At 63.6% G+C, this 25,507-nt stretch carries 24 protein-coding genes; 2 read left to right on the top strand and 22 right to left on the bottom strand.

Annotated features, from left to right (window positions below):
- Positions 1-81: 81 nt before the first annotated feature.
- From infB to rimP, 4 genes are read right to left on the bottom strand one after another with little or no spacing between them, the layout of a single operon-like run.
- Complete coding sequence (infB, locus tag NKJ18_RS23280) at positions 82-2,643, bottom strand: translation initiation factor IF-2 (RefSeq protein WP_023755159.1); 2,562 nt, start codon at positions 2,641-2,643, stop codon at positions 82-84.
- A complete protein-coding gene (locus NKJ18_RS23275) occupies positions 2,640-3,290 on the bottom strand; it encodes an RNA-binding protein (protein ID WP_023755160.1) in 651 nt (216 codons plus the stop codon). Before NKJ18_RS23275 ends, infB begins: the two co-directional genes overlap by 4 nt.
- A gap of 38 nt (positions 3,291-3,328) precedes the next feature.
- Positions 3,329-4,924, bottom strand: coding sequence for a transcription termination factor NusA (gene nusA / locus NKJ18_RS23270; protein WP_023669555.1), 1,596 nt, complete (start codon positions 4,922-4,924; stop codon positions 3,329-3,331).
- A 47-nt stretch (positions 4,925-4,971) separates the two neighbouring features.
- Positions 4,972-5,616, bottom strand: a complete 645-nt coding sequence (gene rimP, locus NKJ18_RS23265) for a ribosome maturation factor RimP (protein ID WP_023669554.1) — start codon at positions 5,614-5,616, stop codon at positions 4,972-4,974.
- A gap of 335 nt (positions 5,617-5,951) precedes the next feature.
- Here rimP and NKJ18_RS23260 point away from each other — a divergent pair, with 335 nt between their 5' ends.
- Positions 5,952-6,116 (top strand): hypothetical protein, encoded by a 165-nt coding sequence (locus tag NKJ18_RS23260; protein WP_023669553.1) that lies wholly within the window; start codon positions 5,952-5,954, stop codon positions 6,114-6,116.
- A gap of 42 nt (positions 6,117-6,158) precedes the next feature.
- Here the strand turns inward: NKJ18_RS23260 and trmB are convergent, their stop codons facing one another.
- The 18 genes from trmB to NKJ18_RS23170 all read right to left on the bottom strand — a co-directional run bounded on the left by trmB (position 6,159) and on the right by NKJ18_RS23170 (position 23,426).
- Positions 6,159-6,860, bottom strand: coding sequence for a tRNA (guanine(46)-N(7))-methyltransferase TrmB (gene trmB, locus NKJ18_RS23255; protein WP_023699459.1), 702 nt, complete (start codon positions 6,858-6,860; stop codon positions 6,159-6,161).
- 139 nt (positions 6,861-6,999) lie between these two features.
- Positions 7,000-8,265: a methionine adenosyltransferase gene (gene metK / locus NKJ18_RS23250; RefSeq protein WP_023826825.1), complete on the bottom strand. Its 1,266-nt coding sequence runs from the start codon at positions 8,263-8,265 to the stop codon at positions 7,000-7,002.
- Between the two features lie 222 nt (positions 8,266-8,487).
- Positions 8,488-8,907: a helix-turn-helix domain-containing protein gene (locus tag NKJ18_RS23245; RefSeq protein ID WP_023669550.1), complete on the bottom strand. Its 420-nt coding sequence runs from the start codon at positions 8,905-8,907 to the stop codon at positions 8,488-8,490.
- A 137-nt stretch (positions 8,908-9,044) separates the two neighbouring features.
- Positions 9,045-10,637 (bottom strand): apolipoprotein N-acyltransferase, encoded by a 1,593-nt coding sequence (gene lnt / locus NKJ18_RS23240; protein ID WP_023831940.1) that lies wholly within the window; start codon positions 10,635-10,637, stop codon positions 9,045-9,047.
- A gap of 77 nt (positions 10,638-10,714) precedes the next feature.
- Positions 10,715-11,185 (bottom strand): VOC family protein, encoded by a 471-nt coding sequence (locus NKJ18_RS23235; protein WP_023831939.1) that lies wholly within the window; start codon positions 11,183-11,185, stop codon positions 10,715-10,717.
- A 20-nt stretch (positions 11,186-11,205) separates the two neighbouring features.
- Positions 11,206-12,300: a hemolysin family protein gene (locus NKJ18_RS23230; protein WP_352759847.1), complete on the bottom strand. Its 1,095-nt coding sequence runs from the start codon at positions 12,298-12,300 to the stop codon at positions 11,206-11,208.
- A gap of 28 nt (positions 12,301-12,328) precedes the next feature.
- Complete coding sequence (gene ybeY, locus NKJ18_RS23225) at positions 12,329-12,835, bottom strand: rRNA maturation RNase YbeY (RefSeq protein ID WP_023692587.1); 507 nt, start codon at positions 12,833-12,835, stop codon at positions 12,329-12,331.
- A 17-nt stretch (positions 12,836-12,852) separates the two neighbouring features.
- Entirely contained in the window at positions 12,853-13,845 is a 993-nt protein-coding gene (locus NKJ18_RS23220) for a PhoH family protein (RefSeq protein WP_027049340.1), read from the bottom strand.
- Between the two features lie 83 nt (positions 13,846-13,928).
- The gene (gene miaB / locus NKJ18_RS23215) at positions 13,929-15,338 is read right to left on the bottom strand and encodes a tRNA (N6-isopentenyl adenosine(37)-C2)-methylthiotransferase MiaB (RefSeq protein ID WP_023834328.1); all 1,410 of its coding nucleotides are present in this window, start codon (positions 15,336-15,338) and stop codon (positions 13,929-13,931) included.
- A 76-nt stretch (positions 15,339-15,414) separates the two neighbouring features.
- Positions 15,415-16,215, bottom strand: coding sequence for a lyso-ornithine lipid O-acyltransferase (gene olsA / locus NKJ18_RS23210; RefSeq protein WP_023745264.1), 801 nt, complete (start codon positions 16,213-16,215; stop codon positions 15,415-15,417).
- 28 nt (positions 16,216-16,243) lie between these two features.
- A complete protein-coding gene (rimI, locus tag NKJ18_RS23205) occupies positions 16,244-16,738 on the bottom strand; it encodes a ribosomal protein S18-alanine N-acetyltransferase (RefSeq protein ID WP_352459199.1) in 495 nt (164 codons plus the stop codon).
- The gene (gene tsaB / locus NKJ18_RS23200) at positions 16,738-17,415 is read right to left on the bottom strand and encodes a tRNA (adenosine(37)-N6)-threonylcarbamoyltransferase complex dimerization subunit type 1 TsaB (RefSeq protein WP_352759843.1); all 678 of its coding nucleotides are present in this window, start codon (positions 17,413-17,415) and stop codon (positions 16,738-16,740) included. Before tsaB ends, rimI begins: the two co-directional genes overlap by 1 nt.
- 106 nt (positions 17,416-17,521) lie before the next feature.
- Complete coding sequence (locus NKJ18_RS23195) at positions 17,522-18,628, bottom strand: DUF1513 domain-containing protein (protein ID WP_352759841.1); 1,107 nt, start codon at positions 18,626-18,628, stop codon at positions 17,522-17,524.
- 2 nt (positions 18,629-18,630) lie between these two features.
- Positions 18,631-19,710 (bottom strand): imelysin family protein, encoded by a 1,080-nt coding sequence (locus NKJ18_RS23190; RefSeq protein ID WP_023692589.1) that lies wholly within the window; start codon positions 19,708-19,710, stop codon positions 18,631-18,633.
- Positions 19,710-21,299 (bottom strand): di-heme oxidoreductase family protein, encoded by a 1,590-nt coding sequence (locus NKJ18_RS23185; protein WP_023692590.1) that lies wholly within the window; start codon positions 21,297-21,299, stop codon positions 19,710-19,712. The genes NKJ18_RS23190 and NKJ18_RS23185 overlap by 1 nt, the downstream gene beginning before the upstream one ends.
- Before the next feature lie 12 nt (positions 21,300-21,311).
- Positions 21,312-21,797 carry a bacterioferritin gene (bfr, locus tag NKJ18_RS23180; RefSeq protein WP_023669537.1) on the bottom strand — a complete coding sequence of 162 codons (486 nt, stop codon included), beginning with the start codon at positions 21,795-21,797 and terminating at the stop codon, positions 21,312-21,314.
- On the bottom strand, positions 21,763-22,074 hold the full coding sequence (locus NKJ18_RS23175) for a (2Fe-2S)-binding protein (RefSeq protein WP_023669536.1): 312 nt from the start codon (positions 22,072-22,074) through the stop codon (positions 21,763-21,765). Before NKJ18_RS23175 ends, bfr begins: the two co-directional genes overlap by 35 nt.
- Before the next feature lie 59 nt (positions 22,075-22,133).
- Positions 22,134-23,426 carry an imelysin family protein gene (locus tag NKJ18_RS23170; protein WP_352759916.1) on the bottom strand — a complete coding sequence of 431 codons (1,293 nt, stop codon included), beginning with the start codon at positions 23,424-23,426 and terminating at the stop codon, positions 22,134-22,136.
- A gap of 491 nt (positions 23,427-23,917) precedes the next feature.
- Here NKJ18_RS23170 and NKJ18_RS23165 point away from each other — a divergent pair, with 491 nt between their 5' ends.
- A complete protein-coding gene (locus NKJ18_RS23165; protein ID WP_352759838.1) occupies positions 23,918-25,171 on the top strand; it encodes an NAD(P)/FAD-dependent oxidoreductase in 1,254 nt (417 codons plus the stop codon).
- Positions 25,172-25,507 lie beyond the last annotated feature (336 nt).

Raw genomic sequence — 25,507 nt, 5'->3', positions numbered from 1 at the left:
CCCGCACTTTTGGGCGACAGGCATTAAAGTTAGGGCGGCGGTCTTTCGACCACCGCCCGGTCGTATCGACAGTATACGAACTCAGAGCGTCCGGGTCACCATCTCGACGCGGAAGCACTCGATGATGTCGCCAACGCGCATGTCCTCGTAGTTCTGGAAGGCCATGCCGCACTCCTGGCCGCCCGGAACTTCCGCGACTTCGTCCTTGAAGCGCTTGAGGGTCTTCAGCGTGCCTTCATGGATGACGACGTTGTCGCGGATCAGGCGCACGCCCGCTCCACGCTCGACCTTGCCTTCGGTGACACGGCAGCCGGCGATCTTGCCGACCTTGGTGATGTCGAAGATCTCGAGGATCTCGGCATTGCCGATGAAGGTCTCGCGGCGTTCCGGCGACAGCAAGCCGGAAAGTGCTGCCTTCACATCATCGACAAGGTTGTAGATGATCGAGTAGTAGCGGATTTCGATGCCCGCGGCCGCCGCGGCCGCACGTGCCTGCACGTTGGCACGGACGTTGAAGCCGATGATCGCGGCCCCCGAGGTCTCCGCCAGCGACACGTCGCTTTCGGTGATGGCGCCGGCGCCGGCATGAACGATGCGCGCACGCACCTCGTCGGTGCCAAGCTTGTCGAGAGCGGCGTTGATCGCCTCGATCGAACCCTGCACGTCGCCCTTGATGACCAGCGGGAATTCCTTCAACCCGCTCGTCTGCAACTGCGACATCATCTGTTCAAGCGAGCCGCGCTGGCCGGCATGGCGAGCCACTGCCTTCTCGCGCGCCAGACGCTGGCGATATTCGGTGATCTCGCGGGCGCGGGCCTCGTTGTTGACGACAGCGAAGCGGTCGCCGGCTTGCGGCGTGCCTTGCAGGCCGAGCACCTCGACCGGCATTGCCGGCGGCGCCTCCTTGATCTGCTCGCCACGGTCGTTGACCAGCGCGCGCACCCGGCCCCATTCGTTGCCGGCGACGAGGATGTCGCCCGGCATCAAAGTGCCGGTCTGCACCAGTACGGTGGCGACGGGGCCACGGCCCTTGTCGAGCTGGGCTTCGATGACCACGCCCTCGGCGGTACGGTCCGGATTGGCCTTGAGGTCGAGGATTTCGGCCTGCAGCAGGATCGCCTCGAGCAGCTTGTCGAGGTTGGTGCCCTTGGTCGCCGACACTTCGACGTCCAGCACTTCACCGCCCATCGATTCGACGAACACCTCATGGCGCAGCAGTTCCGACCGCACCTTCTGCGGATCGGCATCATGCTTGTCGATCTTGTTGATCGCCACGATGATCGGAACGCCGGCCGCCTTGGCATGGCTGATCGATTCGATGGTCTGCGGCATGACGCTGTCGTCGGCCGCCACCACCAGGATGGCGATGTCGGTCGCCTGAGCGCCGCGGGCGCGCATCGCCGTGAAGGCGGCGTGACCGGGCGTGTCGATGAAGGTGATCTTCTGACCGTTCTTCTCGACCTGGTAGGCGCCGATATGCTGGGTGATGCCGCCGGCTTCGCCGGAGACGACATTGGCATTGCGGATGGCGTCGAGCAGCGAGGTCTTGCCGTGGTCGACATGGCCCATGATGGTCACGACAGGCGGCCGCGACACCAGGTCCTCGGGATTGTCGGCAATGTTGAACAGGCCTTCCTCGATGTCGGACTCGGCGACGCGGCGGACCGTGTGGCCGAATTCGGTGGCGACCAGCTCGGCCGTGTCGGCGTCGATGATGTCGCCCGGCTTCAGGATCTGGCCCTGCTTCATGAAGTACTTGACCACATCGACAGCGCGCTCGGACATGCGCTGCGCCAGTTCCTGGATGGTGATGGTTTCAGGCAGGATCACTTCGCGCATAACCTTCTCGCGCGGCTCATTATGCATCGCGCGCTTGAATTTTTCCTGGCGGCGACGCATCGACGACAGCGAGCGGGCGCGCGCGTCCTCGTCGGAAAGCGCCGTGTTGAGGGTCAGCTTGCCGCGACGACGGTCTTCCTCGGCCTTGGTCGGCTTGGCCGGGCGCGCCACTTCGGGCGTAACCGGACGGCGTACCGGGGCGCCGGCGGCGGTGCGCTTCGGCTTGACCTCTTCCTCGTCGTCCGATGCCACAAGCTCGGCAGCCTGCGGCGCGCGGCGGCGCGCTTCTTCCTCGGCGCGGCGGCGGGACTCGGCCTCGGTCTGCAGGCGGGCTTCTTCCTCGGCCTGACGGCGCGCGGATTCCTCGCGCTCGCGCTTGCGGCGTTCCTCATCCTCGTTGCGGCGCTTGGCCTCTTCGATGGCGCGTTGGCGGTCCTCGACGTCGCGAACCTTGGAGCCTTCGAGCGCCCTGCGGCGCGCTTCCATTTCATTGCGCGACAGTTCGTTCAGCACCATGCCGCCGCGTTCGGCCGGGGGCGGAGGCGGCGCCTTGGGCGCTTCCTGCACGACGGGGGCTGCCACTACCGCGGGCTTGGGCGTAAATACGGGTGCAGCCACCGGCTCCGGCTTGTCGCCGGGCATGGAGAATTTGCGCTTCTTGATCTCGACCTGGACCTGCTTGGTGCGGCCATGCGAGAAATTCTGTCGCACGACGCTCTGCTCGGTACCGGGGCGCTTCAGCGTCAAGGTCTTCTTCGGTGTAACACTCAACGTCTTATCGTCGCCCGATTTCGTATCGCTCATTCCATATCCTCTGCAGCATCATCTTCGTCAGCAACGGCCGCAAGCATTGCCAGATCGTCGGGGGTTCCGCCCCGATATCGGTCGAGCGCAACCATGCGCCTCTCAACCGCCTTGCCCGCGTCTCCCGCGAGAACGGCAGCATGTATCACATTTGTACCCCCCAATGCCAAGCTCAACTCGGCCTCGGAGAAAAGTTTGTAGGCAAGGACTGCAGGCCCGCCGAGGTGGACAGTTGCCCGCCGCGCCTGACTGATCTTGCGCACGCCATCGTCGGATGCCTCGCTCGCGTGGAGCACGAAAAGCGCCAACCCCGAGCGCACCGCGCTCTCGACCTTGGTTGCGCCGAGTGCGATCGAGCCAGCCTTGCGGGCAAGGCCAAGCATACCCAAAGCGGATCGTGCAAGCAGTCCGTCGACCATGCCGCCGAGATCGGGCGGCACGACGACCTGCGCCTTGAAGGCGCGGGCAAACAGGTTCTTCGCCGCCGCCTTGTCGATATGTAGGCGGTCGGCGCTCACCCAACAACCACGGCCGGGCAGATTTCTCTTCAGGTCAGGAACGACGGCCGAATCCGGGCCGACGACGAAACGGATCAGCTCATCCGGCTCGGCTTGCTTGCGCGTGACGATGCAGGTGCGATCGTTCATCTCGTCCTGGGGCGGGTTGTGTGCGATGCGGTTTCACCTCACGCACCAACGGCTTCGTCAGCCGGGACCTGTTCGGCTGCAAGCTCGTCTTCGGTGATCCAGCCGGCCTTGAGGCGGGCTGCCAGAACCATCTGCTCGGCGTCGGCGCGCGACACGCCGTGATTGGCGAGCACACCCGGGAATACCTTGGTCTCGCCGTCCTTGCGTTCCTTCCAGCCGGTCAGGTCGTCGGCGGCATAGCCGGCGAAATCCTCGATCGTCTTCACGCCATCCTCGCCGAGCGTCACCATCATGGCGGTGGTGACCCCAGGGATCTCGCGCAGTTCGTCGGTGACGCCCAGCGCCTTGCGCTTGTCGTCATGCTCGGCTTCGATCTTCTCCAGATATTCGCGGGCGCGGGTCTGGATCTCCGAAGCGGTGTCTTCGTCGAAACCGTCGATCGAGGCGATCTCGCCCGAATCGACGTAGGCAACTTCCTCGACGCTGGTGAAGCCTTCGGAGGCCAACACCTGGCCGACCATCTCGTCGACATCAAGGGCTTCCATGAACAGCGACGAGCGTTCGACGAATTCCTTCTGGCGGCGCTCAGACTCCTCGGCCTCGGTCAGGATGTCGATGTCCCAGCCGGTGAGCTGCGAGGCAAGACGCACGTTCTGGCCGCGACGGCCGATGGCCAGCGACAGCTGGTCGTCGGGAACCACCACTTCGATGCGCTCGGCATCCTCGTCGAGCACCACCTTGGCGACTTCCGCCGGCTGCAGCGCGTTGACGATGAAGGAGGCGGCCGAAGGCGACCACGGAATGATGTCGATCTTTTCGCCCTGCAATTCGCCGACCACGGCCTGGACGCGGCTGCCGCGCATACCGACGCAGGCGCCGACCGGATCGATCGACGAGTCACGCGAAATGACGGCGATCTTAGCGCGCGAGCCTGGGTCGCGGGCGACCGACTTGATCTCGATGATGCCGTCATAGATTTCCGGCACTTCCATGGTGAAGAGCTTGGCCATGAACTGCGGATGGGTGCGCGACAGGAATATCTGCGGGCCGCGCTGTTCGCGGCGCACGTCGTAGACATAGGCGCGGACGCGGTCGCCGTACTTGTAGTTTTCACGCGGGATCAGCTCGTCGCGGCGGATAATCGCCTCGCCACGGCCGAGATCGACGATGACGTTGCCATATTCGACGCGCTTGACGGTGCCGTTGACGATCTCGCCGATGCGGTCCTTGTATTCGTCATACTGGCGGTCGCGCTCGGCCTCGCGCACTTTCTGCACGATGACCTGCTTGGCTGACTGGGCGGCGATGCGGCCGAAATCCATTGGCGGCAGCTGTTCGGCGATGAAGTCGCCAAGCTGGGCGTCCGGATTGCGCTCGCGGGCCGAGGAAATGGCGATCTGGGTGGCGTAGTCGTCGACCTTCTCGACCACTTCCATCAGCCGCTGCAGCTTCATCTCGCCGGTGTTGGCGTTGATGTCGGCGCGGATGTTGGTTTCCTGGCCGTAGCGCGAGCGCGCGGCCTTCTGGATCGCATCAGCCATGGCGGCAATGACGATCGACTTGTCGATCGACTTTTCACGCGCCACCGCGTCGGCGATCTGCAGCAGTTCAAGTCTGTTGGCGCTTACAACCATCTTATTTCTCCCGAGCTTGTTGCCGAGCTTTTAGGCCCGGCCGCTCATCATAGTTCCTGTTCGATTTCGTCTTCCGCGCCGCCTTCAGCACCTTCGGGTGCATCATCAGCTTCGCCGCGGCGTTTCTTGGCTTCCTTGCGTTCCCGGTTGTCCTTCGAAAGGGCATCGCGAATAAGGTCGTCGGTGAGGATCAGCCGCACATCGGCGATCGCGTCATAAGGAATGCGAACCGTCGGCTCTTCGCCGTAGGCGGCCTTGTCGCGCTCGAGCAGCATGTCGTCTTCGCCGGCTTCGGCGATCTTGCCCTTGAAGCGCTTGCGGTCGGCGACCGGCACCGAGGTTTCCATCTTCACCAGATGGCCGGTCCAGGTGACGAAATCCGACTTGCGTACCAGCGGCCGGTCGATGCCCGGCGACGACACTTCGAGATGATAGGCCTTCTCGATCGGGTCATCGACGTCGAGCGCCGGCGACACAGCGCGGCTGACCTCTTCGCAATCCTCGACGGTCATGGTGCCGTCCTCGCGTTCGGCCATGATCTGCAGCGTCAGGCCGTTCTGGCCCGACAGATGCACCCGCACGAGGCGGAAGCCAATGCCTCGCAACACCGGCTGAACGATCAGCGCGATGCGCGCATCGATACCGCTTTCGCGGATGATGCGGTCGTCGGCTTCGCTTGCCGTTGCAGTCATGCGGTTCCTGTCGTTCTCTGGATCAGGATGATCGTCGTCCCGAACCATCTCTTTGCTGATGGCTGACCGGCAGGTAATAAAAAAGAGCGGGACCGGGTGGACCCACTCTTCGTCATACCGACCAAGAATTTGAGGCTGATATAGACGATCCCGGCCGGTGTTTCAAGTCTGTTGACGGGCCGGGCAGAGTGCAGCCGGGGACGGCTGGCAGGATTGCGCGCGGCGCATGCCGGCTATGCGGTAACGGCCCTGTGATCCCGGATTTCACATCCCTATCTATGTTGCACTGCACAAATCAAAGATGAGCGCGCGGTGGCGCGCGAAAGGTCAAGACAGTGAGCAACCGTACCGTGTTTTCCGCCATAGGCGACGCCTTTGCCCTGTTCGGCAGCGCCGTTGCCGCCTCGCGGGCCGTCGAAGCCGGCCGCAAGCCGCGCGCCAACGATCTGCGCCGGCTCGGCATGGACCCGACCGCTTTCGGCAAGATCGGCCGTTTCTGAAGCCAGACCGGCTGTCGATGCGGGACACTTTCCCGCATCGAACTATTTTCTGATGAAGGTGAGATAGGCCGGCCGTCGGCCCTCGCGAATGGCTTTTGCCTCGTAGCGTGTGCCCGGCCAGCCTTCATAGGGCCGATGCCAGTCGGCCCCATCTTGCACCTGCCAGAGGAGCCCGCCATGCGCCCGACAGTGCAACAAGGTCCAGTTCACATAGGTGTCGATGTCGGATGCGAAGCGGAATTTTCCGCCCGGCTTCAGCACGCGCGCGAACCGATCGAGGTTGAGCGGGCTGACAAAACGCCGCTTCCAGTGCTTTTTCTTCGGCCAGGGATCGGGGTAGAGCAGATCGATGCCGTCGAGCGACGCCTGCGGCAACCAATCGAGCAGGCGCGTGGCGTCGTCGTCATAAACGCGAAGATTGGCAAGCGGCTTTTCCCGCACCGCCATCATCAGCTTGGCCATGCCGTTGACGAACGGCTCGACACCGATGAAGCCGGTCGCCGGTGCCTCCGTGGCACGGTGCAGCAGATGCTCACCGCCGCCGAAGCCGATTTCCAGCCGAACCGTTGAAACATCCGCTGAGAATAGCGCGCGCAATTCTGCCGGTGCCTGGACGGAGAGGTCGAGGCCATAGGCCCCAAGACCGCTTTCCAGCGCCGCCGCCTGCTGCGGGCGAATGGTCTTGCCGTGCCGGCGGCCGAAGAACCCTTCGGTCGCCCGGCTCCGCCTGTCCTGTGGATCCATGGCCTGGTCGCGCGCCGCGCTTAGATTGAGATGAGATTTGGGATTGAGATGAGATTTGGCTGAAATCTCATCTCAATCTAATCCTTTGTTGGAGCATGATCTTTTCCAAAAAACCGGTACCCACTTTTTGGAATCATGCCTAAGCAGCGATCGCGTCCTTGAGCGCCTTGGCCAGATCGGTCTTTTCCCAGGAGAAGGACCCGTCTCGGCCGGCCTTGCGGCCGAAATGGCCGTAGGACGAGGTCTTTGCGTAGATCGGCTTGTTGAGGTCGAGATGCCTGCGGATGCCGGATGGCGACAAATCCATCACCGTGCGCAGCGCTTCCTCGAGCTTGGCCTCGTCGACCTTGCCGGTGCCGTGCAGGTCGACATAGACCGACAGCGGCTGGGCAACGCCGATGGCGTAGGACAGCTGGATGGTGCAGCGGTCGGCGAGCTTGGCCGCCACTACATTTTTGGCGAGATAGCGCGCCGCATAGGCGGCAGAGCGGTCGACCTTGGTGGTGTCCTTGCCGGAGAAGGCGCCGCCGCCGTGCGGGGCAGCACCACCGTAGGTGTCGACGATGATCTTGCGGCCGGTCAGGCCGGCGTCGCCGTCCGGTCCACCGATGACGAACTTGCCCGTCGGGTTGATGTACCACATGCAATCGTCGGCGATCTTGAGGTCGCCGAGCGCCTCACGGATGTAAGGCTCAACGACCTTGCGGACCTTCTTGGAATCCCAGGTCGCGTCGAGATGCTGCGTCGACAGCACGATCTGCGTCGCTTCGGCGGCTTTGCCATCGACATAGCGAACGGTGACCTGGCTCTTGGCGTCGGGTCCGAGCTTGCCGGCTTCGCCGTTGTTTTCGTGACGGGCAGCGGCGAGCAGTTCGAGAATCTTGTGGCTGTAATAGATCGGCGCCGGCATCAGATCCGGGGTCTCGCGGCAGGCATAGCCGAACATGATGCCCTGGTCGCCGGCACCCTCTTCGCCCTGGCGGTCGGCGGCGCTGTCGACGCCCTGGCCGATGTCGGGCGACTGGCCGTGCAGCAGAACCTCGATCTTTGCCGTCTTCCAGTGGAAGCCGGCCTGCTCGTAGCCGATTTCGCGGATCGCCTTGCGGGCGACCGACTTGAACTTGGCCGGGTTGACGACCGAATGCCCGGCGGCGTCCTTGAGGATGTTGCCGGCTTTGTCCCGCTTCAGCAGAGTATCGGGAACCCTTACTTCGCCGGCGATGACGACGCGGTTGGTGGTGGCGAGCGTCTCGCAGGCGACGCGGACTTTCCACGGGTCCATGCCGGTCTTCTTGGCCTCGCGATAGACCAGATCGACGATCTCGTCCGAGATGCGGTCACAGACTTTATCCGGATGACCCTCGGCCACGGATTCCGAGGTGAAGAAGTAGTTCTGCCGCGTCACGGGTGTCCCCTCTTGAAAAAACGATCGGCAGGGCTGCCGATTTTGGCGCGCCACGTGTTAACGGTGCCGGGCGCCGCTCGTCAAGCGGTGCCGCGGTTCTGGGATGAGTGTCGCAGCAATATATCTTGTACCACCGGCGGCTTGGCGCCGCCGGCAGTCGAGCCTCTGGGCTACTCGGGCCCAGGGGATTACTGGGGCCAATGGGTCAATCGACCCACCGAATCACTCGGCATCTTCGGCAGAAAGGGACTTCACAAGGTCGATAATCCGGCGGCGCACCTTTACATCCGCGATCTTGACGAACGCGCGGTTGAGCTGAAGCCCTTCCGGACTGCCGCAGAATTCGACGGCGAAAGCCATCGAAGTGTCCTCGGCAAATCCTCTATTACCCACCGGCTCCTGCCCTGGCGCATCCTCGAAAAAGAAGGCGACAGGCACGCTGAGTATCGAGGCTATTGCCTGCAGACGGCTGGCGCCGACGCGGTTCGTTCCTTTTTCATATTTTTGGATCTGCTGAAACGTAATACCGAGATTTTCACCAAGCTTTTCCTGGCTCATTCCAAGCATATTGCGCCGAAGGCGGACGCGACTTCCGACATGGATGTCGATCGGATTCGGTTTCTTCTTGTTTTCTTCTGTCATTTTTTCCTCGCCGAATTTTTCCGGCCTTTTCTATTTTTCTCGCCCAAACGAAGCCGGAGCCAACTGCCCCAACAGAAACACCAACCGACTTCGAGAAAATTAGGCGGTAACAGTATGAGTTTCTAATGTGTCGACTGTCAATTCACCCGTAGCCGTTGCCTTACGTTCAAGCTGAGGGCGATTGCGGCAAACACCAACATGATCAGCATTCCGTTAATGCGCCGCCCCGCGGCGGAGATGAAGGCTTGGCCGGAGATCGGCACCCGCACGTCGATGGCGCCACGTGCATCGACCGCCAATGCGTCGACGATGCGTCCCCGCGTATCGACAACGGCGGAAATGCCGTTGTTGGCGGCGCGCAACAACGGCAATCCGTTTTCCACCGCGCGAATCTGAGCCTGCCTGAAATGCTGGTACGGCCCGGGCGTGTCGCCGAACCATGCGTCGTTGGTGACGTTTACAATAAGCTGGGATGACGTGGCGTCAACAGCCACCAGATCAGGAAAGATCACCTCGTAGCAAATAAACGGCAAGGCGCTGATGCCGCCGGGCAGAGCGATCGGATGGCGCTCGTTGCCGGCGGCGAAGTTCATCGGCCCGGCGACGAGTTGTCCGATGCCGAAGCGGCTGAGCAGACCGGAAAACGGCAGATACTCGCCGAACGGCACCAGATGGACCTTGTCGACGGCATCAGCGATTTCGCCCTTGTCGTCGATCGCCACCACCGAATTGTAGTAGCGGCTGTCGGAATCCGCCCCCGATCCGCGCTCCTCGCGCACTACGCCGGCAATCAGCATCTGACCAGGCTGCAGCATGTCGCCGAGCGCGGTCAGCGCGTCCGGACGCTCGGTGAACAGGAAGGGTACCGAGGTCTCCGGCCACAGGATCAACTGCGGTTTGTCATGACCGGGATCGGGCGCTGCGACCGACAGGCCCATCATGGTGGCGAAGATGCGGTCGCGCACCGAGGCGTCCCATTTTTCGCTGAGGTCGACATCCGGTTGCACGATGCGGACATCGAGAGTGCGGGTTGCCGGCTTGTCGGGGGTCGCGAGCCTGACATAGCCGAAGCCGGCATGAGCGGCGACGAGAATGGCAAGCAGGACCACACCGAGACGGACATGCCGGCGTGCTGCAAGCAAGGCCGGCATGGCGAAGACAAAGACCGCCAGCGCGTTCATGCCGACCATGCCGGTCACCGACACGCTTTGCATCAACAGCGGCACGGGCATCGCCGCGTAACCGACGGCATTCCAGGGAAAGCCGGTGAACAGGAAGCCGCGCAGCCATTCCGTCAGGCCAAAAGCAAAGGCAAGGGCGGCAACGCGGCCAATATCGTTGGTCCATAACAGCCGCGCGACGACGGTGGCGAAGCCGTAGAAAAATGCCAGCGCCAAAGGAATGCCTACGACCGCGAAGGGTAAGGCCCAGGCGAAACTGTCGGCCTCGACCAGAAGCGCCTCGCCGATCCACCATAGGCCGGCGAGGAAATAGCCGAAGCCGAACCACCAGCCGATGGCAAAAGCCGGCCGCAGGCGCCTGAGCCAGCCGTCGGAAGCCTCGCCGGTGGCGCCGTCGAGGAGCCAGACCAGCAGTGGAAACGAGACGAAACAGACGGCGAAGAAATCGTAAGGCGCCTGGGCGAGCACCGCCAGCGCCCCGGCAAGAAACGCCACCAGCGCGCGCCGCCAGCCCCAAAGCAGAATTATCCGGCCGGCAAGGCGCTCCATACAGACTTCCCAGGTCGCGCGAATCAAGAGCCAAGATTTATCAGATTTATTGAAACGCGAACCGGCCGATCGCTGCGCTATCGGTGCCATCCCTCGATGGGTAGCCCGCTCAGGTGCTCGGCCTCCTCGCGCGGCACGGTGCGCAAGGTCTGGGAGAAGGTCCAGACATGGCCTTCGGGGTCGCGTGCCCGATACTGCCGTTCGCCGTAGAAATGGTCGGCAGGCTCCTCGACGATTTGGGCTCCAGCCGCCATTGCCCGCCCACAATGCACGTCCAGGCCGTCTTTCAGACGCACACAGACCGACTGAGTGTTCTTGCCGCCGACGCTTACCGGACTGGCAATATGATCGGCCCATTCGGAATCGACGATGATGTAGCCGTCGCCAAAGCGCATTTCGGCATGGACCAGCCGTCCGTCGGCATCGCTGACCACCATGCTCGGCTCGAAGCCGAAGGCCGTTTCGAGCCATTTCAATGCGGCTCGCGGGTCCTTGTAGAAGACACCCGAGCCAAAGGTTGAGTGCTTGAAGGGATCGTCGATCGTCATCGGCCGGGCAACGTTCTGTCCTAGGCCTGCTCGGTGCGGGGGGCGGTCACGCGGCGGCGACGCTCGCCCTTCTGGTTCTGGACGATGCGCACCCGCTTGACGCGGCGCGGATCGGCGTCGAGCACGTGGAATTCGAAGCCGGGGATGGCTTGCACAACCTCACCACGCGCCGGCACGCGACCGAGCGTGTTGAAAATCATGCCGCCGATCGTGTCGACATATTCACCATGCTCACCGGCGGTAAAGTCCTCGCCGATCATCTTGGCGACCTCGTCGATCTCGGCCTTGCCGTCGACGACGAACACGCCCTCGCCGGTCTGGGTGATCAGCGGCTCGTCCTCGTCATGCTCGTCCTCGATATCGCCGACGACCATCTCGACGATGTCTTCCAGCGAGGCGAGACCATCGGTGCCGCCATATTCGTCGATGACCAGCGCCATCTGGGTTCGCGTCGTCTGCATATGGCCCATCAGGTCGGAGGCAAGCATCGAGGGCGGCACGAACAGCACCGGGCGGATCAGATTGAGGTCGCCGATGGTGCGGCCGAGATCGACCTGGGCGAGGTCGAGAAGCGTCGTTGCCGGCGTCTTCCTGGATGTTCTGCCCTTCTTGACCCGGGCGACGTTGGTGATGTGGGCCAGCACGTCGCGGATGTGAACCATGCCGCGCGGATCGTCGAGCGTCTCGGAATAGACCGGCATGCGGGAATGGCCGGACTGCTCGAACAGACCGAGCAGATCGCCCAACGTCGTGGTGATCTCGACGGCCTCAATATCGGCGCGCGGCACCATGACGTCCTCGACGCGTACCTCGCGCAGGCGCAATATGTTGTTGAGCATGGCGCGTTCGCCGGGCGAGAAAGACCCGGCATCGCTGGTCGTTTCGGCAAGCGCGCCGGCGATTTCCTCGCGCAGGCTGGTGCCGTTCCGCTGCCTGAAAAGGCCCAAGACGCGGTCGAACAGGGACGGACCGGCAGGCGATGGCTCGCTGGCAATACTACCAGAAGCGGGGCTGCCGGAACTGGGACTCGGACTCGATCCCTCTTCCGTCGTATCGGAAGGCTTTGTCGCACTGCCAGCCTCGGGGCGGGCGGCAGTTTCTGGTTTGTCGTTCATCGTCGTCCGGTCAATTGGTCTTTTGTCATTACGTGTAGGGATCGGGAATGGCAAGCCTTGCGAGCGCTGAGCGCTCGATGGCTTCCATCTCCTCGGCCTCTGCATCGGTCTCGTGATCGTAGCCCAGCAAATGCAGCAGGCCGTGGATGACGAGATGGGTGATATGGTTCTCGAAGGGCTTGTCTTCCAGGGCTGCTTCGCGCGCCACCGTCTCGGCGGCCAGCACGATGTCACCCAGCATGGGCGGCAGCTTGCCACCCCTGGGGAACGGAAAAGCAGGGAAAGACAAGACGTTGGTCGCCTTGTCCTTGCCGCGCCAGCCGGCATTGAGGGTACGGATATGGGCATCGTCGGAAAAGACGATGCTGAGTTCGGAAGGACCGGCAGCAGCGGTTTCGGCAAAGGCAGCCGACACGGCGCGATTGACCAGACGCGTCAGCGCCGCCTCATCGGGCCAGTCGCCGGCCCCGACCGACATATCGATCTCGACGGGAACCGAACTATCCCCGCCGCCAGGTCTTATGTCTTCAGGCATGAGCCCGCATCGTCACATCAGCTCTCGGCGCCGAGGCCCCGCGCCAGCTTGGCGTCGCGGTCATAGGCCCTGACGATTTCGGCCACCAGCGGGTGGCGCACAACGTCGACATCGTTGAAGCGCACGGTTACCGCGCCGGCCACGCCGTCAAGGACACGCAAGGCTTCGACGAGGCCCGACTTGGTGCTTGGAGGCAGATCGATCTGCGTCGGATCGCCGGTGACGATCATGCGCGAATTCTCGCCGAGGCGGGTCAAAAACATCTTCATCTGCATCGGCGTGGTGTTCTGCGCCTCGTCGAGGATGACGGCGGCATGCGCCAGCGTGCGGCCGCGCATGAAGGCCAGCGGCGCGATTTCGATGACCTCGGCAGCGATAGCACGTTCGACCTTGTCGGCCGGCATCATGTCGTAGAGCGCGTCATAGAGGGGCCGCAGGTACGGATCGACCTTTTCCTTCATATCGCCGGGCAGAAAACCCAGCCGCTCGCCGGCCTCGACCGCCGGCCGTGACAGGATGATGCGCTCGACCATGCCGCGTTCGAGCAGCATCGCCGCATGCGCCACCGCCAGATAGGTCTTGCCGGTGCCGGCCGGGCCAATGCCGAAGACAAGTTCCGAACGCTCCAGCGCCCGCATATAGGCGTCCTGATTGAGCGAACGGGCATAGATCGTCTTCTTGCGGGTGGAGATCTGGGCGGCCGAGACCTTGCCCTTGCGTTCCAGCGTCGGCAGCGTCAGCTGGTCGTCGGCGGCAATCGCCATGCGCACGGCGCCATCGACGTCGGACTGGCCGATATCGGTGCCCTTCTGGAGAATGCCGTAGAGATTGTCGAGCGCGCGGCGCGCCTGCTCGGCCGCCGAGGCCGAGCCCTTGATGGTCAACTGGTTGCCGCGCGAGCGGATGTCGACGCCGAGCTTCTGCTCAAGCCGGGCCAAATTCTCGTCGAACTGACCGTACAGGGCGCTGGCAAGCTTGTTGTTGTCGAAAGTCAGAACGATGTGCGCCATGTCAGAGGCCCCGGATATCTGGTTCTGGGGCAGAGTCTTCACTTCAGCAGCGCTCAACCGTCTCTCCTCATCTGCCGAGGCCATCAAGCCAACTCGGCGAACAGGCTATTGTAGCCCGTCTTCGTGATTCGCACCCGGATAATGTCACCGATTTCGCCGGCCTTTTCATCAACAATAACCGGCTGCAGCCAGGGCGAGCGGCCGACCTTCTGGCCGGCCTGACGGCCGGGCTTCTCGATCAGCGTGTCGATGGTGCTGCCGACCAGGCCCAGGCCGAAATCCTGCTGCTGCTTGAGCAACAATGCCTGCAGCTGTTGCAAACGTTCATCCTTGACCGCTTCCGGCACGTGATCGGGCATATCGGCGCCCGGCGTGCCGGGACGCGGCGAATATTTGAACGAGAAGGCCGAGGCGTAGTTCACCTGGCGCACCAGACCCATCGTGGCCTCGAAATCCGCCTCGGTTTCACCGGGGAAGCCGACGATGAAGTCACCGGACAGCGCGATGTCGCCGCGTGCAGCGCGGATGCGCTCGAGCAGCGCCAGATAGTCCTTGGCCGTGTGCCTGCGGTTCATCGCCTTGAGGATGCGGTCTGACCCGGATTGCACCGGCAGGTGCAGATAAGGCATCAAAGCCGGGAGATCGCGATGGGCAGCGATCAATTCGTCGTCCATGTCGCGCGGATGGCTGGTGGTGTAGCGCAGCCGCGCCAGGCCAGGAATTTCGGCCAGCCGGAACAGCAGGCGACCAAGCCCCCATTCCATGCCATCCTCACCCTTGCCGTGCCATGCATTGACGTTCTGCCCCAGCAGCGTCACCTCGCGCACACCGGCATCGGCCAGCCGCTCGGCTTCGGCGACGATCTGCGCCACCGGCCGCGACACTTCCGAGCCCCTGGTATAGGGCACGACGCAGAAGGTGCAGAATTTGTCGCAGCCTTCCTGTACCGTGAGGAAGGCGGTGACGCCGCGCTTGATCATTTCGGCACGCTTCGGCTTCGGCAGATGCTCGAACTTGTCCTCGATGGCGTATTCGGTCTCGACGATCTTCTCGCCGCCACGCACCCGGGCCAGCACATCGGGCAGCCGGTGATAGGTCTGCGGGCCGATGACCAGATCGACAGCAGGCGAACGGCGGATGATTTCCGCGCCTTCGGCCTGCGCGACGCAACCGGCGACGCCGATCAGCATTTCGCGCCCAACTGCTGCGCGTTCAGCCTTCATGTCGCGGATGCGGCCGAGCTCAGAATAGACCTTTTCCGCCGCCTTCTCCCTGATATGGCAGGTGTTGAGCAGCACCAGGTCGGCGTCGGCGATGACATCGGTCGCGGTGTAGCCGTCGGCGGCCAGCGCATCGGTCATGCGCTGTGAGTCATAGACATTCATCTGGCAGCCATAGGTCTTGACGAAGACCTTTTTGGCCGGGGCGGACGCCGCAGCAGCGCTTTGCGAGGCGCTGTCGGTTTCGTTCCGCTCTATCGTGTTCAAATCCATCCGGCGGCTTCTAACGCCTTTTCGTGACAAAAAACAGACGATTCTCGGGCATCGGCCTGTAGGCGCCCGGCCTGCGCTAGCGGCTCGGACGGGGATCGGCGAGCGCGGCCTGCATCATGGCGCGCACCTGGCTTTCCATCAGCCTCGACGTTTCCTTGCGGTTCGAGCCCTTGGAAAAGGCGATGGGCTCGCCGAAATGCACCTCGACGTCAATGGCGCCTTCGGCCATCAGCACCTTGAGATGCGGCATCAGGTCCTGATCGCCGATCCAGGCAGCGAGCGGCCGGTGGCGGCGGCCGAGAGGCACGCCGTGCACCCGCGTGTAGGCAATCGCCAGCGGCTGGATGAAGACCTGCTCGGCCGCGCCTTCCGAAATCGCCATCGAGGCGGCGCCGAACAAGGTGCTCTTGAACGGCAGGATGGTGTTGCCGTCGCCGGTAGAGCCCTCGGCAAACAGCACCATGGCGTCGCCCTTGGCCATGCGGCTGGCGATCTCGCTGGCCTGGTCGCCAGCTGTCCGCTTGCGCTCGCGTTCGATGAAGACCGTACGCTGCAGTTTCGACAGCCAGCCGATCAGCGGCCATCCCTCCATGTCCGCCCGGGCGATGAAGGTGACATCGGCAAAAGAGCCGAGCACCATGATGTCGGTCCAGGAGATATGGTTCGAGGCGACCAGCAGCGGGCGCTGACTGGACAGTGCGCCTTTGACATGGATGCGCAGGCCGAGCGTCCGGACGATGAGGCTGTGCCAGACCTTCAGAATGACCGTCTCGCGCCAGATTCCGGTCTTCATCGACAGCAGCTGCAAAGGCACAAGGACCAGCGAACCGACGACAACGAGGCTCAGCGCCAGGAAAATCCTGATTTTTCCGATCATGCAGCTTGGCCCTGCCCCAAAACTTTGGCTAGCGAAGATCGCGGCGCATGACAAGCGCGCCGGTAGGACCATGTTCGGTCGAGCGGTAATAATTGGCGCGGTGGCCGACCTGGCGGAAGCCGAGCCGCCGGTAAAGGGCGATGGCAGCGACATTGGTCTCGTCGACCTCAAGGAACAGCGCCTCGGCGCGCTGCGCATGCAATTCGCGCAGTACCGCGTCCATCAACTGCCAGCCGAGCCCCTGGCGGCGATGCGAGCGCGCCACCGCCACGGTCAGAATTTCGCCCTCGCCGGCTGCAAGCCTGGCCAGCACGAAGCCGACCGGCGGCTTGGCGCCCTGGCCGATTTCGCGCGCGGCATAGCCGAACACGGTTTCCTGTTGGAGCAACGCGGCGAATTCGCCATCGGTCCAGGGCCGGACGAAATCCTCGCGATGCAGCACCGACGCTGCCGGGCTGTCGGCGATGGTCAGCGGCTCGAGCGCATAGTCCCTGCGGCGCGGCTGGAGGAAAGGGATGCGCATCACTTTTCCTGCCTCGACAGGATGAACCCGGCCTGCGGCTTGGCATCGGCGCCGCGCAGATAGAGTGGCTTCGGCTTGTCGCCCTCACCTTTTGCAGCGGCGAGCCGGGCGTAGACGGCAATGTCGGCGGTGGCAGCCGTCGGGCCGATATCGAAATCGCGACCGGCCGCGGCTGCGATCTGCACGGCGGCCGTGCCGGCAAGCACCGGACGATTGTCCGCCGCCATTCCCGCGGCTTGGGCAAGTGTGGTCACAGCCGGACCATAGCGCAAAATCGCTTCCGCATCGTAAAACGCGGCATGGATCTCCTCGCGGCCTGCATCGAGAGCGGCCAGGATCGGGCGGCCCGGAAATGCCGCCCTCGCCTCGGCCGCCAGCGCCTCCAGTGTCGTTACCCCGATCGCCGGGATCTTCAGCGCCAGCGCCAGGCCGCGCGCCGCCGAGACGCCCACCCGCAGGCCGGTGAAGGAACCCGGACCGATGGAGACCGCAACGGCGCCAAGGCCGGCATAATCGGTGCCGTCCGCTTTCAACGCTTCGTCAATGACGGCCATCAGGTGTTCGGCGTGGCCTTTGCCGAGATCGAGTACCGAGCGGCCGAGCTCTCTGCTGCCCGATGCGTCATAGACGCAAGCGGCGCAGAGATTGGCGGCACAGTCGATGGCGAGCAGTTTCATGGGCGACCGGTTCGAAAAACAGTCTCCCTCTGCCCGCCACGGCGCGCCGCCGCAAGAGCCAGCGCGTAAATTGTTAAGCGGCTTCGCTCGGTGCAGGCCGGACGACTTACGCCGCCGGCGCGATGCGCAGCATGTGGTTGTCCCAGACATAGTCGGGCTCGGAGCGCGTCGCGCCGCTGCCTTCGATGATTTCGCCGGCACCCGTGGTTGCCATGAAGCCCGGGCCGTCGGGCGCCAGGCCGCAGACCTCGACCAGCGCCTTGGTGGCGACGATCTTGCCGCTGGCGGCGTCGATCACGGCCAGCGAATTGCCTTCCGGCGAAGACACCGCGACCGTGCCGGCAATCGGGTTGGTGGCGACCGAGCCGATGTAGTTCCGGAAGCCGGATAGCACGTCCTGCGGCATGTCGAGCAGCTGCAGCCCCTTGCCGCGCGTGGCGCGGCCGATTAGCAGCGGGCGATCGGTGCCTGGCCCGCGATACTGGCAGCCGAACCAGACGGTGCCTGTGGGGTCGGCATCCATGTGGCGAATCGACAGCTGGTGCAGAGCCGGCGGCAGTTCGTGCTTTTCGATGAGATCGCCGGTTGTGCGATCGACCAGTACATAGGACGGCTTCATCGTCGCGATGTTGAGTTCGGCGCGGCCATAGTCGGGATGGGTCTCGATGCCGCCATTGGCGATGGCGATCGTCCGGCCGTCTCCGAGCAGCAAGAGCTCGTGCGGCCCCATGCCATAGGTCGGAAACTCGCCGATGCGGCTGAACTTGGCCCGTGCGTCGTAGATCCCGACGACGCCGGCGGCATTGTCGAAGTCATTCTCGGTGGCGTAGAGCAGCGCGCCGTCTGCGGAAAACACACCGTGGCCGAAGAAATGCCGACCGGTGATGCTGGCGATGGTCAGCGGCGGCTCGCGGCCGGCATGGTCGAAGACCACGGCGAAGGTGCCGGGTTGCCGGGCGAAGACCACGGAGCGCTTTGAGGCCGGATCGAAGGTGACGTCGTGGCCACGGTCGGGCAGGTCGATCGCATGCAATACTTTTCCGGCTTCCGACAACACAGCGGCGCCAAAGCTGCCGTCGCGCTTGCCGAAGGCGGTGGCAAAGACGGCATCGGCGGCAAGCGTGTCCGCCCAGGCCCGCGGCGCCATTGACGCGACGAAGCCGGCGCCGGCAGCCCTGAGAAAATCGCGGCGGTCGATCAGCGGCGTCCTCATGATCAGTCTCCGTCGAGCGAGGAGAAGCCGGCGGTCAGGCCGAACTCGGCGGTCAGCCTGGTTCCGATCAGGCCCGACAGGCTGGAGGTGATCAGCGCGAAATGCTCGAGTTTTCCGCGCTCCGCGGGATCGGCCAGCGTCTTGTCGATCGGACCCTGGATGGATTTGGCAGTGGCAACGCCATTGATGAGCTGGATATGGATGGATTCCGCCATCCATCTGCTATCCTCGGGCAGCGCGTCGCCGAGCTTCGAGGCCTGGAACAGCGCATCAATGCCGGAGAGGTTGCCGGCTAATGACAGGCCGGTGTTTTGCGACCGCCAGTAGATCGCCTGCCTTGGCTTGTCAGCCTCCGGCTTGGCGCCGAAAAAACCTTTGAGGCGCACGTCGCGGACCATTTCCAGCTCGTTGATGAAGACGCCGACCAGTTCGGTCACCGCTTCGGTGCCGTCGCGGTAAAGCGCATTGTCGGGTCCGGGATTAGCCCACGAGGCTGCAAAACCGTCCGGTTTTTTCCAGGCCGCGTCGACATCGGCCGCCATGGTCTCGATGTTCTTGGCGACTGCCGCGCCATAGGCGCAGCGATAGGGCTCGTCCTTGCCGACGAGCGTCTCGGCGCCGTCGCCGTAAAGCACGAACTCAAGCGCCCCTAATCCCTGCATCGCGACACTCTTGCCCGCCAGCTGCGCCGGATCGGTGGCGGTCGGATCCTTGCCGGCCAGCGCCGCCTGCACCTGCTTCAGGCCGATGCTCTTTCGGTCCGGCCAGTAGAGCATGCGCTCCAGCCGGTTGTTCTCCTTGATTGGCCCGAAGCCGATGATTTCAGCCGACGACCAAGCTGCGACCGTGGCCGAGAATCCGGCATGCGCGGCATCGAGGTTGCCCTGCGACGGCGCCTGGCAGAGCGCGTCCATGGCCTTCGCCAAGGTGCCGGCATGGCCATGCAGGCTGGCATAGGCGGGGCGGACAAAGCCGTCGATCGCTCTTTGGATCACGTCGGAGGCTTTCACCGAGGCCGATGCCGGGGACGCACCGAACAGAGCCAATGGGAGGAGGAGAACAGGCAAAACCCGCTTGAGCATCAGAATGACTCCAGGAATTTGATGAGAGCATCGCGGTCGGCCGTATTGGCGGCGGCAAAGCGATCGCGCGCCTTCTGCCCCTCGCCGCCATGCCACAGGATCGCTTCGGTAAGCGTGCGCGCACGCCCGTCATGCAGGAAGAAAGCGTTGCCGTTGACGGTCTTTGTCAGGCCGATGCCCCATAGCGGCGGGGTGCGCCATTCACTGCCCGTGGCATCGCCCACCGCCTGGCCGTCGGCAAGGCCAGGCCCCATGTCGTGCAGCAGAAAGTCGGAATAGGGCCAGATCAGTTGGAACGCCTGCGCCTTGTTCCCGCGCATGGTGACGAATTTCGGCGTATGGCAGGCAATGCAGCCCATCTCGTAGAACAGCTTCTTGCCGGCGAGCACGGCGGGTGCGCCGACATCGCGCCGCGCCGGCACCGCAAGGTTCTGTGAATAGAAGGTGACGAGGTCCATCACCGGTGGTGGCGCCTCGACCGGGCCGAGCCGCTTCTGCACGCCATTGGGCATGGCTAAGCAGGCCTCTTCGGCTGCGGTGCAATCGCCCCAGTGGCTGGGCTCTTCCGGCGTCGAAATGCCGATATCGCCGGCAAAGGCGTCCGCCGCCTGCTGGCGGATCGATGCGGTCTGCGCCTTCCAACCGAAGCGGCCAAGCGTCAGTTGCCCGCTGCTGAGGTCACGCACCATGTTGGGCTTGCCGGAAATGCCGTCGCGGTCGTCGGGATCGGCATGGGCAAGGATGTCGGCCGGCGCGATCTGTTCGATCAGGCCAAGGCCGATCATGGGCGGGGTCAGACGTGGCGACAGCGTGGTGCGCGGGTCAAGCGGGCCGTAGCCAAGCCCGTCGAGCGAATAGCTCGGCTTGCGCAGCGAAACGATGCTACCGTCGCCGAGCGTGACCTTTTCCTTGCGATAATCGACATACATGCGGCCTTCGCCCTTGAGGCCGGGCACCGCCAGTTCCTGCAACTGCGCGCCGTAGACCGGATCGGGGAAGTTCAGCACCTTGTGCACGGCAATCTCGGCTTTTTCCTCGGCCGTGCTCGCATCGCGCGCCAGCCGCAGGAACATCGACGTGGTGCGGCTGTCGGCGGCCGGCGGGCGGCCGCGGCCATCCTTCAAATGGCAATTCTGGCAGGCGCGCTCGTTGAACAGGGGTCCGAGACCGTCCGAGGCCTGGGTCGAGGATGGCGACGACACCCAGTTCTTGCGGAAAAGCGCATTGCCGAGCTTGAAATTGCCCTGTTCCTCGAAGGTAATGTTTTCAGAGGGTTGCGAGAAGGCGTCGCGGTCGACCTGCTTGCGCGACGTGCCGGCGCCGCCTTGCATCGTTTCGAAGGATTCGGGCTTGGAGAAATCCTGGGTTGGCCTGGTAACTGCAAGGACGCGGGCCTGGTCCTTCGGCGTCAGGTCGGTGCGGCTCGTGGCGAGGCCGACCGGTTCCGACGATCCGGCCAGGGCCGGGGCCAAAATTGCCGCCAGGGTTACAACCGAAAGCCCGCGAAAGGCCTGATATCGCGGGTTTTTGAGGAGCAGCGGGCCGGCGGCCCGCCGCAAGCGGCGCAGAATATCTATGGGGCGCCGCATTCCTGCATGGTCCTATTCCGCCTCGTCCGCCGATGCGGCGTTGAGCTGGCCGTATTTTTCCTCGCCGATCGAGGCAAGGAGGTCGAGCTGCGTCTCGAGGAAGTCGATGTGACCTTCCTCATCCGCCAGCAATTCCTCGAACAGCTTCATCGTCACGTAGTCGCCGGCTTCGTTGCAGATCTCGCGCGAACGCTTGTAGGCGGTGCGTGCGTCATATTCGCCGGCGAGATCGGATTCGAGCACTTCCTTGACGTTCTGGCCGATGCGCAACGGCGCCACGGACTGCAAATTGGGATGCCCTTCGAGGAAGATGATACGGGCCACCAGCCGGTCGGCATGGTGCATCTCCTCGATCGATTCGGCGCGTTCCTTCTTTGCCAGCTTGGCATATCCCCAATCTTCGAGCAGGCGGAAATGCACCCAGTATTGATTGACGGCGCCAAGCTCCAGGAACAGAGCCTCGTTAAGCCGCTCGATGATCTGCGGTTCGCCTTTCATGGATTCTGCTCCCATATTGGACGCGCAGGCCTCTGACGCGATCCAGGTGTGAAACGATGTCCACGCCGCTCGCCTCCGAACGGGTGTGGTAATTTTCGGTGACCCGAATGATCGTTTCGACCACATTTGGGAAGCAGCCGCAACAGCGACCGCGCTTTTGCATCGTGTGATAGACCTTCGCCGGCACGATCAGTTGCCAGGGGTCCTGATCCAGCAGATCGACGATCGTCTGCTCAATCTCCTTTTCGGTGATGATGTTGCAATGGCAGATCAGCATGGATTGGCTCTGGCTGACGGCGCCCCTCCGCGCCGTTTGGCTGGTAGTTGGTTGGGGTGCTACTTGAACACCTTGTCCGGTGCGTCGAGGCTGTCGGACCCCTCGAAGGCTATGTTGTTCAGGTTCAGCGCGCCGACGGCGCGTTCGATCGACTTGGTCTGGTCGACCAGCGCGTCGATTGCCGCCTGCACGGTAGCATTGCCTTCGGTGTTGCCCTCGGCGATCTGCTGGTCGTAGGCCTCGCCGGCCACTTCCCGCGCCTTGATCGCCTCCATCTTGGCGACCGAGACATCGAGCTTGTCGGACAGTTCCTTGTCGATCGCCGGATCGGCCGCCTTGACCACATCGTGCACCGACGGGCCTGAAACGACGGTGCCGTCGATGCGCGTGTAGCTGGCGAGATAGGCGGCGCGGATGCCGATGGCGTCATAGAGATGCGAGTTGTAGGTATTATCCGAGAAGCAGTCGTGCTCCTCTTCGGGATCGTGCAGCAGCAGGCCGAGTTTCATGCGCTCCCCGGCCAGTTCGCCGTAGGACAGCGAGCCCATGCCGTTGAAGATCACCGAGATAGCGGTGTTCGGCTGGCCATCGACGAGGTTCTTGCGGGCGGCGCCGTCTTCCTTCCAGTTGCCGACCATCTCCTGCAGGTCGGAGACCAGAAGATCGCTGGCCGACTTCAGATACTCGGCCCGGCGATCGCAATTGCCGCCGGTGCAGTTCTTGAGGTCGTAGTCGGTGTACGGACGCTCGCCGGCGCCCGGGCCGGTGCCGTGCAAATCCTGGCCCCAGAGCAGGAATTCGATGGCGTGATAACCGGTGGCGACATTGGCCTCGATGCCGCCGGCCTCCTGCAGCGTGCCGGCGAGGAACTCCGGCGAAAGCTTCGAGGCGTCGACCTTCTTGCCGTCGATCTCGATGTCCTTGTTGGCGATGACATTGGCGGTGTAGAGCGCGTTGGCGTCGGACTCGGTGCCGTAGCTCTTGGCGACGTAGTCGATCAGGCCTTCGTCGAGCGGCCAGGAGTTCACCTTGCCTTCCCAGTCGTCGACGATCTTGTTGCCGAAGCGGTAGACCTCGGTCTGCTGGTAGGGCACGCGCGACGCCTTCCAGGCATCGCGGGCGGCATTCAGCGTGTCCGCCGACGGGTTGGCAAGCAGCGCGTCGACAGCCTTGTCGAGCGCCTGCGCCGTGGTCAGCGAATCCTCGTACTTGGCCAGCGCGATGTCGGAATAGGTCTTGATGACCGCCTTGGCATCGATCTCCGCCGCCTTGGCCGGCAGGATGAAAACCGCCGCCGTCAACATAGCCGTGGCACCGATCGCAGCCAGTCTGCCGCCATATCGCGCTGTCATCATCAGTCTCCAGTTCAAAGGGGATTCGGTAAAAGGCGCGCGTGCCAAACGGTGCCGGGACATAGGCATGCCGTAGGACACCACAGATGCCGCGCCGCTCTGCGACTCACGGGAGAAAGACACCAAATGCCTCCAATCGAACGGGTTCAAGGCCCAAACATCAAAGGGATGCGCTGACGCGCGAGCCTCCATAAAACGATGGCGAGGCCGGAAGTCAACTGGTGAACCCTAGAAAATTCAATTGAAACAACAGTTTAGAATTATTCTAAACTAGGACTGTCAACTTTAAATCGTATAGCCAGCAGCCAAGATGAGAGACGGCGCGATTGACAAGCGACCGTTCCGGGTGCGACCCGGACCGGGGCTCTTGCGACGGCGGCAGACAATCGCCATCTGGCGGAACGGCTCACAATCAAAGCATGATGTCGTCCGAAAACCGCTTCACACTTTCGGCATCATGCTCCAGATTTGAAACAGGAATTCGGTTTGCGATGAAGAACGGGGTCGTCATTCTCGGTGCGGGTCATGCGGGCGTGCAAGCGGCCGCCAGCCTGCGCGAGGAAGGCTATGACGGGCCTGTCGTCCTGATCGGCGACGAAACCGATCTGCCCTATCACAAGCCACCGCTGTCGAAGACCTTCATCAAGGACGCCGATGCCAAGCCGCAACCCTTGCGCGGCGAGGCCTTTTACACCGGCAGCGCCATCGACTTCAGGCCGGGCGTCCGAATCGACAGCATCGATACGGCAGGCCGCAAGCTGGACATAGCAGGCGGCGGCGTGCTGCCGTTCGACCGGCTCATCCTGGCCACCGGTTCGCGGCCGCGGCTCCTGCCGCTGCCGGGCGCCGACCTCTCGGGCGTGCTGTCGCTGCGCTCGATCGCCGATGCGCGGCTGATCCGCCAGCTCAGCGCCCAAAGCGAAGACGTGGTCATCCTCGGCGGCGGCTTCATCGGGCTGGAGATCGCGGCTACGCTGAGGGCCGCCGGCCGCAACGTCACCCTGGTCGAGGCTGTCGACCGGCTGCTTGGCCGCGCCGTGGCGCCGGTGGTGGCGAGCCATGTCCGTCAACGGCTGGAGGCGATCGGCGTGCGTATCCTCACCGGCACCACCATTGCCAGGTTGGAAGGCGAAAACGGCCATGTCTGCGCCGCCATCACCTCCACCGGCGAAAGGCTGCCCGCGCGCATGGTCATCGTCGGCATCGGCGCCGTGCCGAATGTCGAACTTGCTCAGGCTGCCGGACTGACTGTCGCCAGTGGCATCCGCGTCGACCAACAGATGCGCACCTCAGTGCCTGATATTCTGGCCATCGGCGACGCCGCTTCCTACCGCCACTGGTCGACCGGCGGCGACGTGCGGCTGGAATCAGTGCAGAACGCCACCGACCAGGCGCGGCTTGCCGCACGCACGATCACCGGCCATACGGACGCCTATGCGGCGGTGCCGTGGTTCTGGTCTGACATCGGCGACATGAAACTGCAGATGGTCGGGCTGACCTCGGGCGGCGACAGCCATGTCGTGCTGGGCGACCTCGCTGAGAACAAGTTCTCGATCTACCACTATGCTGGAAGCCGGCTGCTCGGCATCGAATCCGTCAACAGGCCGGGCGACCATATGCTGGGCCGCAAGATGCTCGGGGCCGGGTTTTCGCCGATGGCGCAGACGATTGCTGAGGGACCTGACGGGCTGAAGGCTGCACTGGCAGCGTTCCAGCAGGATGAGCCGGCACGGGCTGCGGGCTAGACGCACTTACCCTCCCCCTTGTGGGGAGGGTCGCTGCGAAGCAGCGGGGTTGGGGTCGGCGCGAGGCCCCCCACCCGGACCTGCGGTCCGACCTCCCCACAAGGGCATAGGCGCTAAGATAGGTATTGCCCTGCGGAATCGGGTGTGATTCTACACTGCGATGACACACGAATCGCTTGTTGATGACGGCTGGGCCGAGACGATTGAGCTTCTCGGCGGCGAAGATTTGCTCACGCAGAGCGCCCGCGAGACGAAGGCGTTCCTGCGCCCGCGCGGCGTCAGGTCGGCGAGCGACCTGTTGCGCCTGACACTGGCTTACTGCCTTGGCAAGGTTGG

It is taken from the genome of Mesorhizobium sp. M0217, assembly GCF_040321955.1.
Classification (GTDB): Bacteria; Pseudomonadota; Alphaproteobacteria; order Rhizobiales; family Rhizobiaceae; genus Mesorhizobium.
The sequence above is the reverse complement of the archived record's forward strand: the minus strand, read 5'-3'. Positions and strand labels throughout refer to the sequence as shown.

Bases quoted from the DNA above. Each gene is read 5' to 3' on its own strand.
- infB (WP_023755159.1), bottom strand. From the start codon at position 2,643: ATGAGCGATACGAAATCGGGCGACGATAAGACGTTGAGTGTTACACCG.
- NKJ18_RS23275 (WP_023755160.1), bottom strand. From the start codon at position 3,290: ATGAACGATCGCACCTGCATCGTCACGCGCAAGCAAGCCGAGCCGGAT.
- nusA (WP_023669555.1), bottom strand. From the start codon at position 4,924: ATGGTTGTAAGCGCCAACAGACTTGAACTGCTGCAGATCGCCGACGCG.
- rimP (WP_023669554.1), bottom strand. From the start codon at position 5,616: ATGACTGCAACGGCAAGCGAAGCCGACGACCGCATCATCCGCGAAAGC.
- trmB (WP_023699459.1), bottom strand. From the start codon at position 6,860: ATGGATCCACAGGACAGGCGGAGCCGGGCGACCGAAGGGTTCTTCGGC.
- NKJ18_RS23245 (WP_023669550.1), bottom strand. From the start codon at position 8,907: ATGACAGAAGAAAACAAGAAGAAACCGAATCCGATCGACATCCATGTC.
- lnt (WP_023831940.1), bottom strand. From the start codon at position 10,637: ATGGAGCGCCTTGCCGGCCGGATAATTCTGCTTTGGGGCTGGCGGCGC.
- NKJ18_RS23235 (WP_023831939.1), bottom strand. From the start codon at position 11,185: ATGACGATCGACGATCCCTTCAAGCACTCAACCTTTGGCTCGGGTGTC.
- NKJ18_RS23230 (WP_352759847.1), bottom strand. From the start codon at position 12,300: ATGAACGACAAACCAGAAACTGCCGCCCGCCCCGAGGCTGGCAGTGCG.
- ybeY (WP_023692587.1), bottom strand. From the start codon at position 12,835: ATGCCTGAAGACATAAGACCTGGCGGCGGGGATAGTTCGGTTCCCGTC.
- NKJ18_RS23220 (WP_027049340.1), bottom strand. From the start codon at position 13,845: ATGGCGCACATCGTTCTGACTTTCGACAACAACAAGCTTGCCAGCGCC.
- miaB (WP_023834328.1), bottom strand. From the start codon at position 15,338: ATGGATTTGAACACGATAGAGCGGAACGAAACCGACAGCGCCTCGCAA.
- olsA (WP_023745264.1), bottom strand. From the start codon at position 16,215: ATGATCGGAAAAATCAGGATTTTCCTGGCGCTGAGCCTCGTTGTCGTC.
- rimI (WP_352459199.1), bottom strand. From the start codon at position 16,738: ATGCGCATCCCTTTCCTCCAGCCGCGCCGCAGGGACTATGCGCTCGAG.
- tsaB (WP_352759843.1), bottom strand. From the start codon at position 17,415: ATGAAACTGCTCGCCATCGACTGTGCCGCCAATCTCTGCGCCGCTTGC.
- NKJ18_RS23195 (WP_352759841.1), bottom strand. From the start codon at position 18,628: ATGAGGACGCCGCTGATCGACCGCCGCGATTTTCTCAGGGCTGCCGGC.
- NKJ18_RS23190 (WP_023692589.1), bottom strand. From the start codon at position 19,710: ATGCTCAAGCGGGTTTTGCCTGTTCTCCTCCTCCCATTGGCTCTGTTC.
- NKJ18_RS23185 (WP_023692590.1), bottom strand. From the start codon at position 21,299: ATGCGGCGCCCCATAGATATTCTGCGCCGCTTGCGGCGGGCCGCCGGC.
- bfr (WP_023669537.1), bottom strand. From the start codon at position 21,797: ATGAAAGGCGAACCGCAGATCATCGAGCGGCTTAACGAGGCTCTGTTC.
- NKJ18_RS23175 (WP_023669536.1), bottom strand. From the start codon at position 22,074: ATGCTGATCTGCCATTGCAACATCATCACCGAAAAGGAGATTGAGCAG.
- NKJ18_RS23170 (WP_352759916.1), bottom strand. From the start codon at position 23,426: ATGACAGCGCGATATGGCGGCAGACTGGCTGCGATCGGTGCCACGGCT.
- NKJ18_RS23165 (WP_352759838.1), top strand. From the start codon at position 23,918: ATGAAGAACGGGGTCGTCATTCTCGGTGCGGGTCATGCGGGCGTGCAA.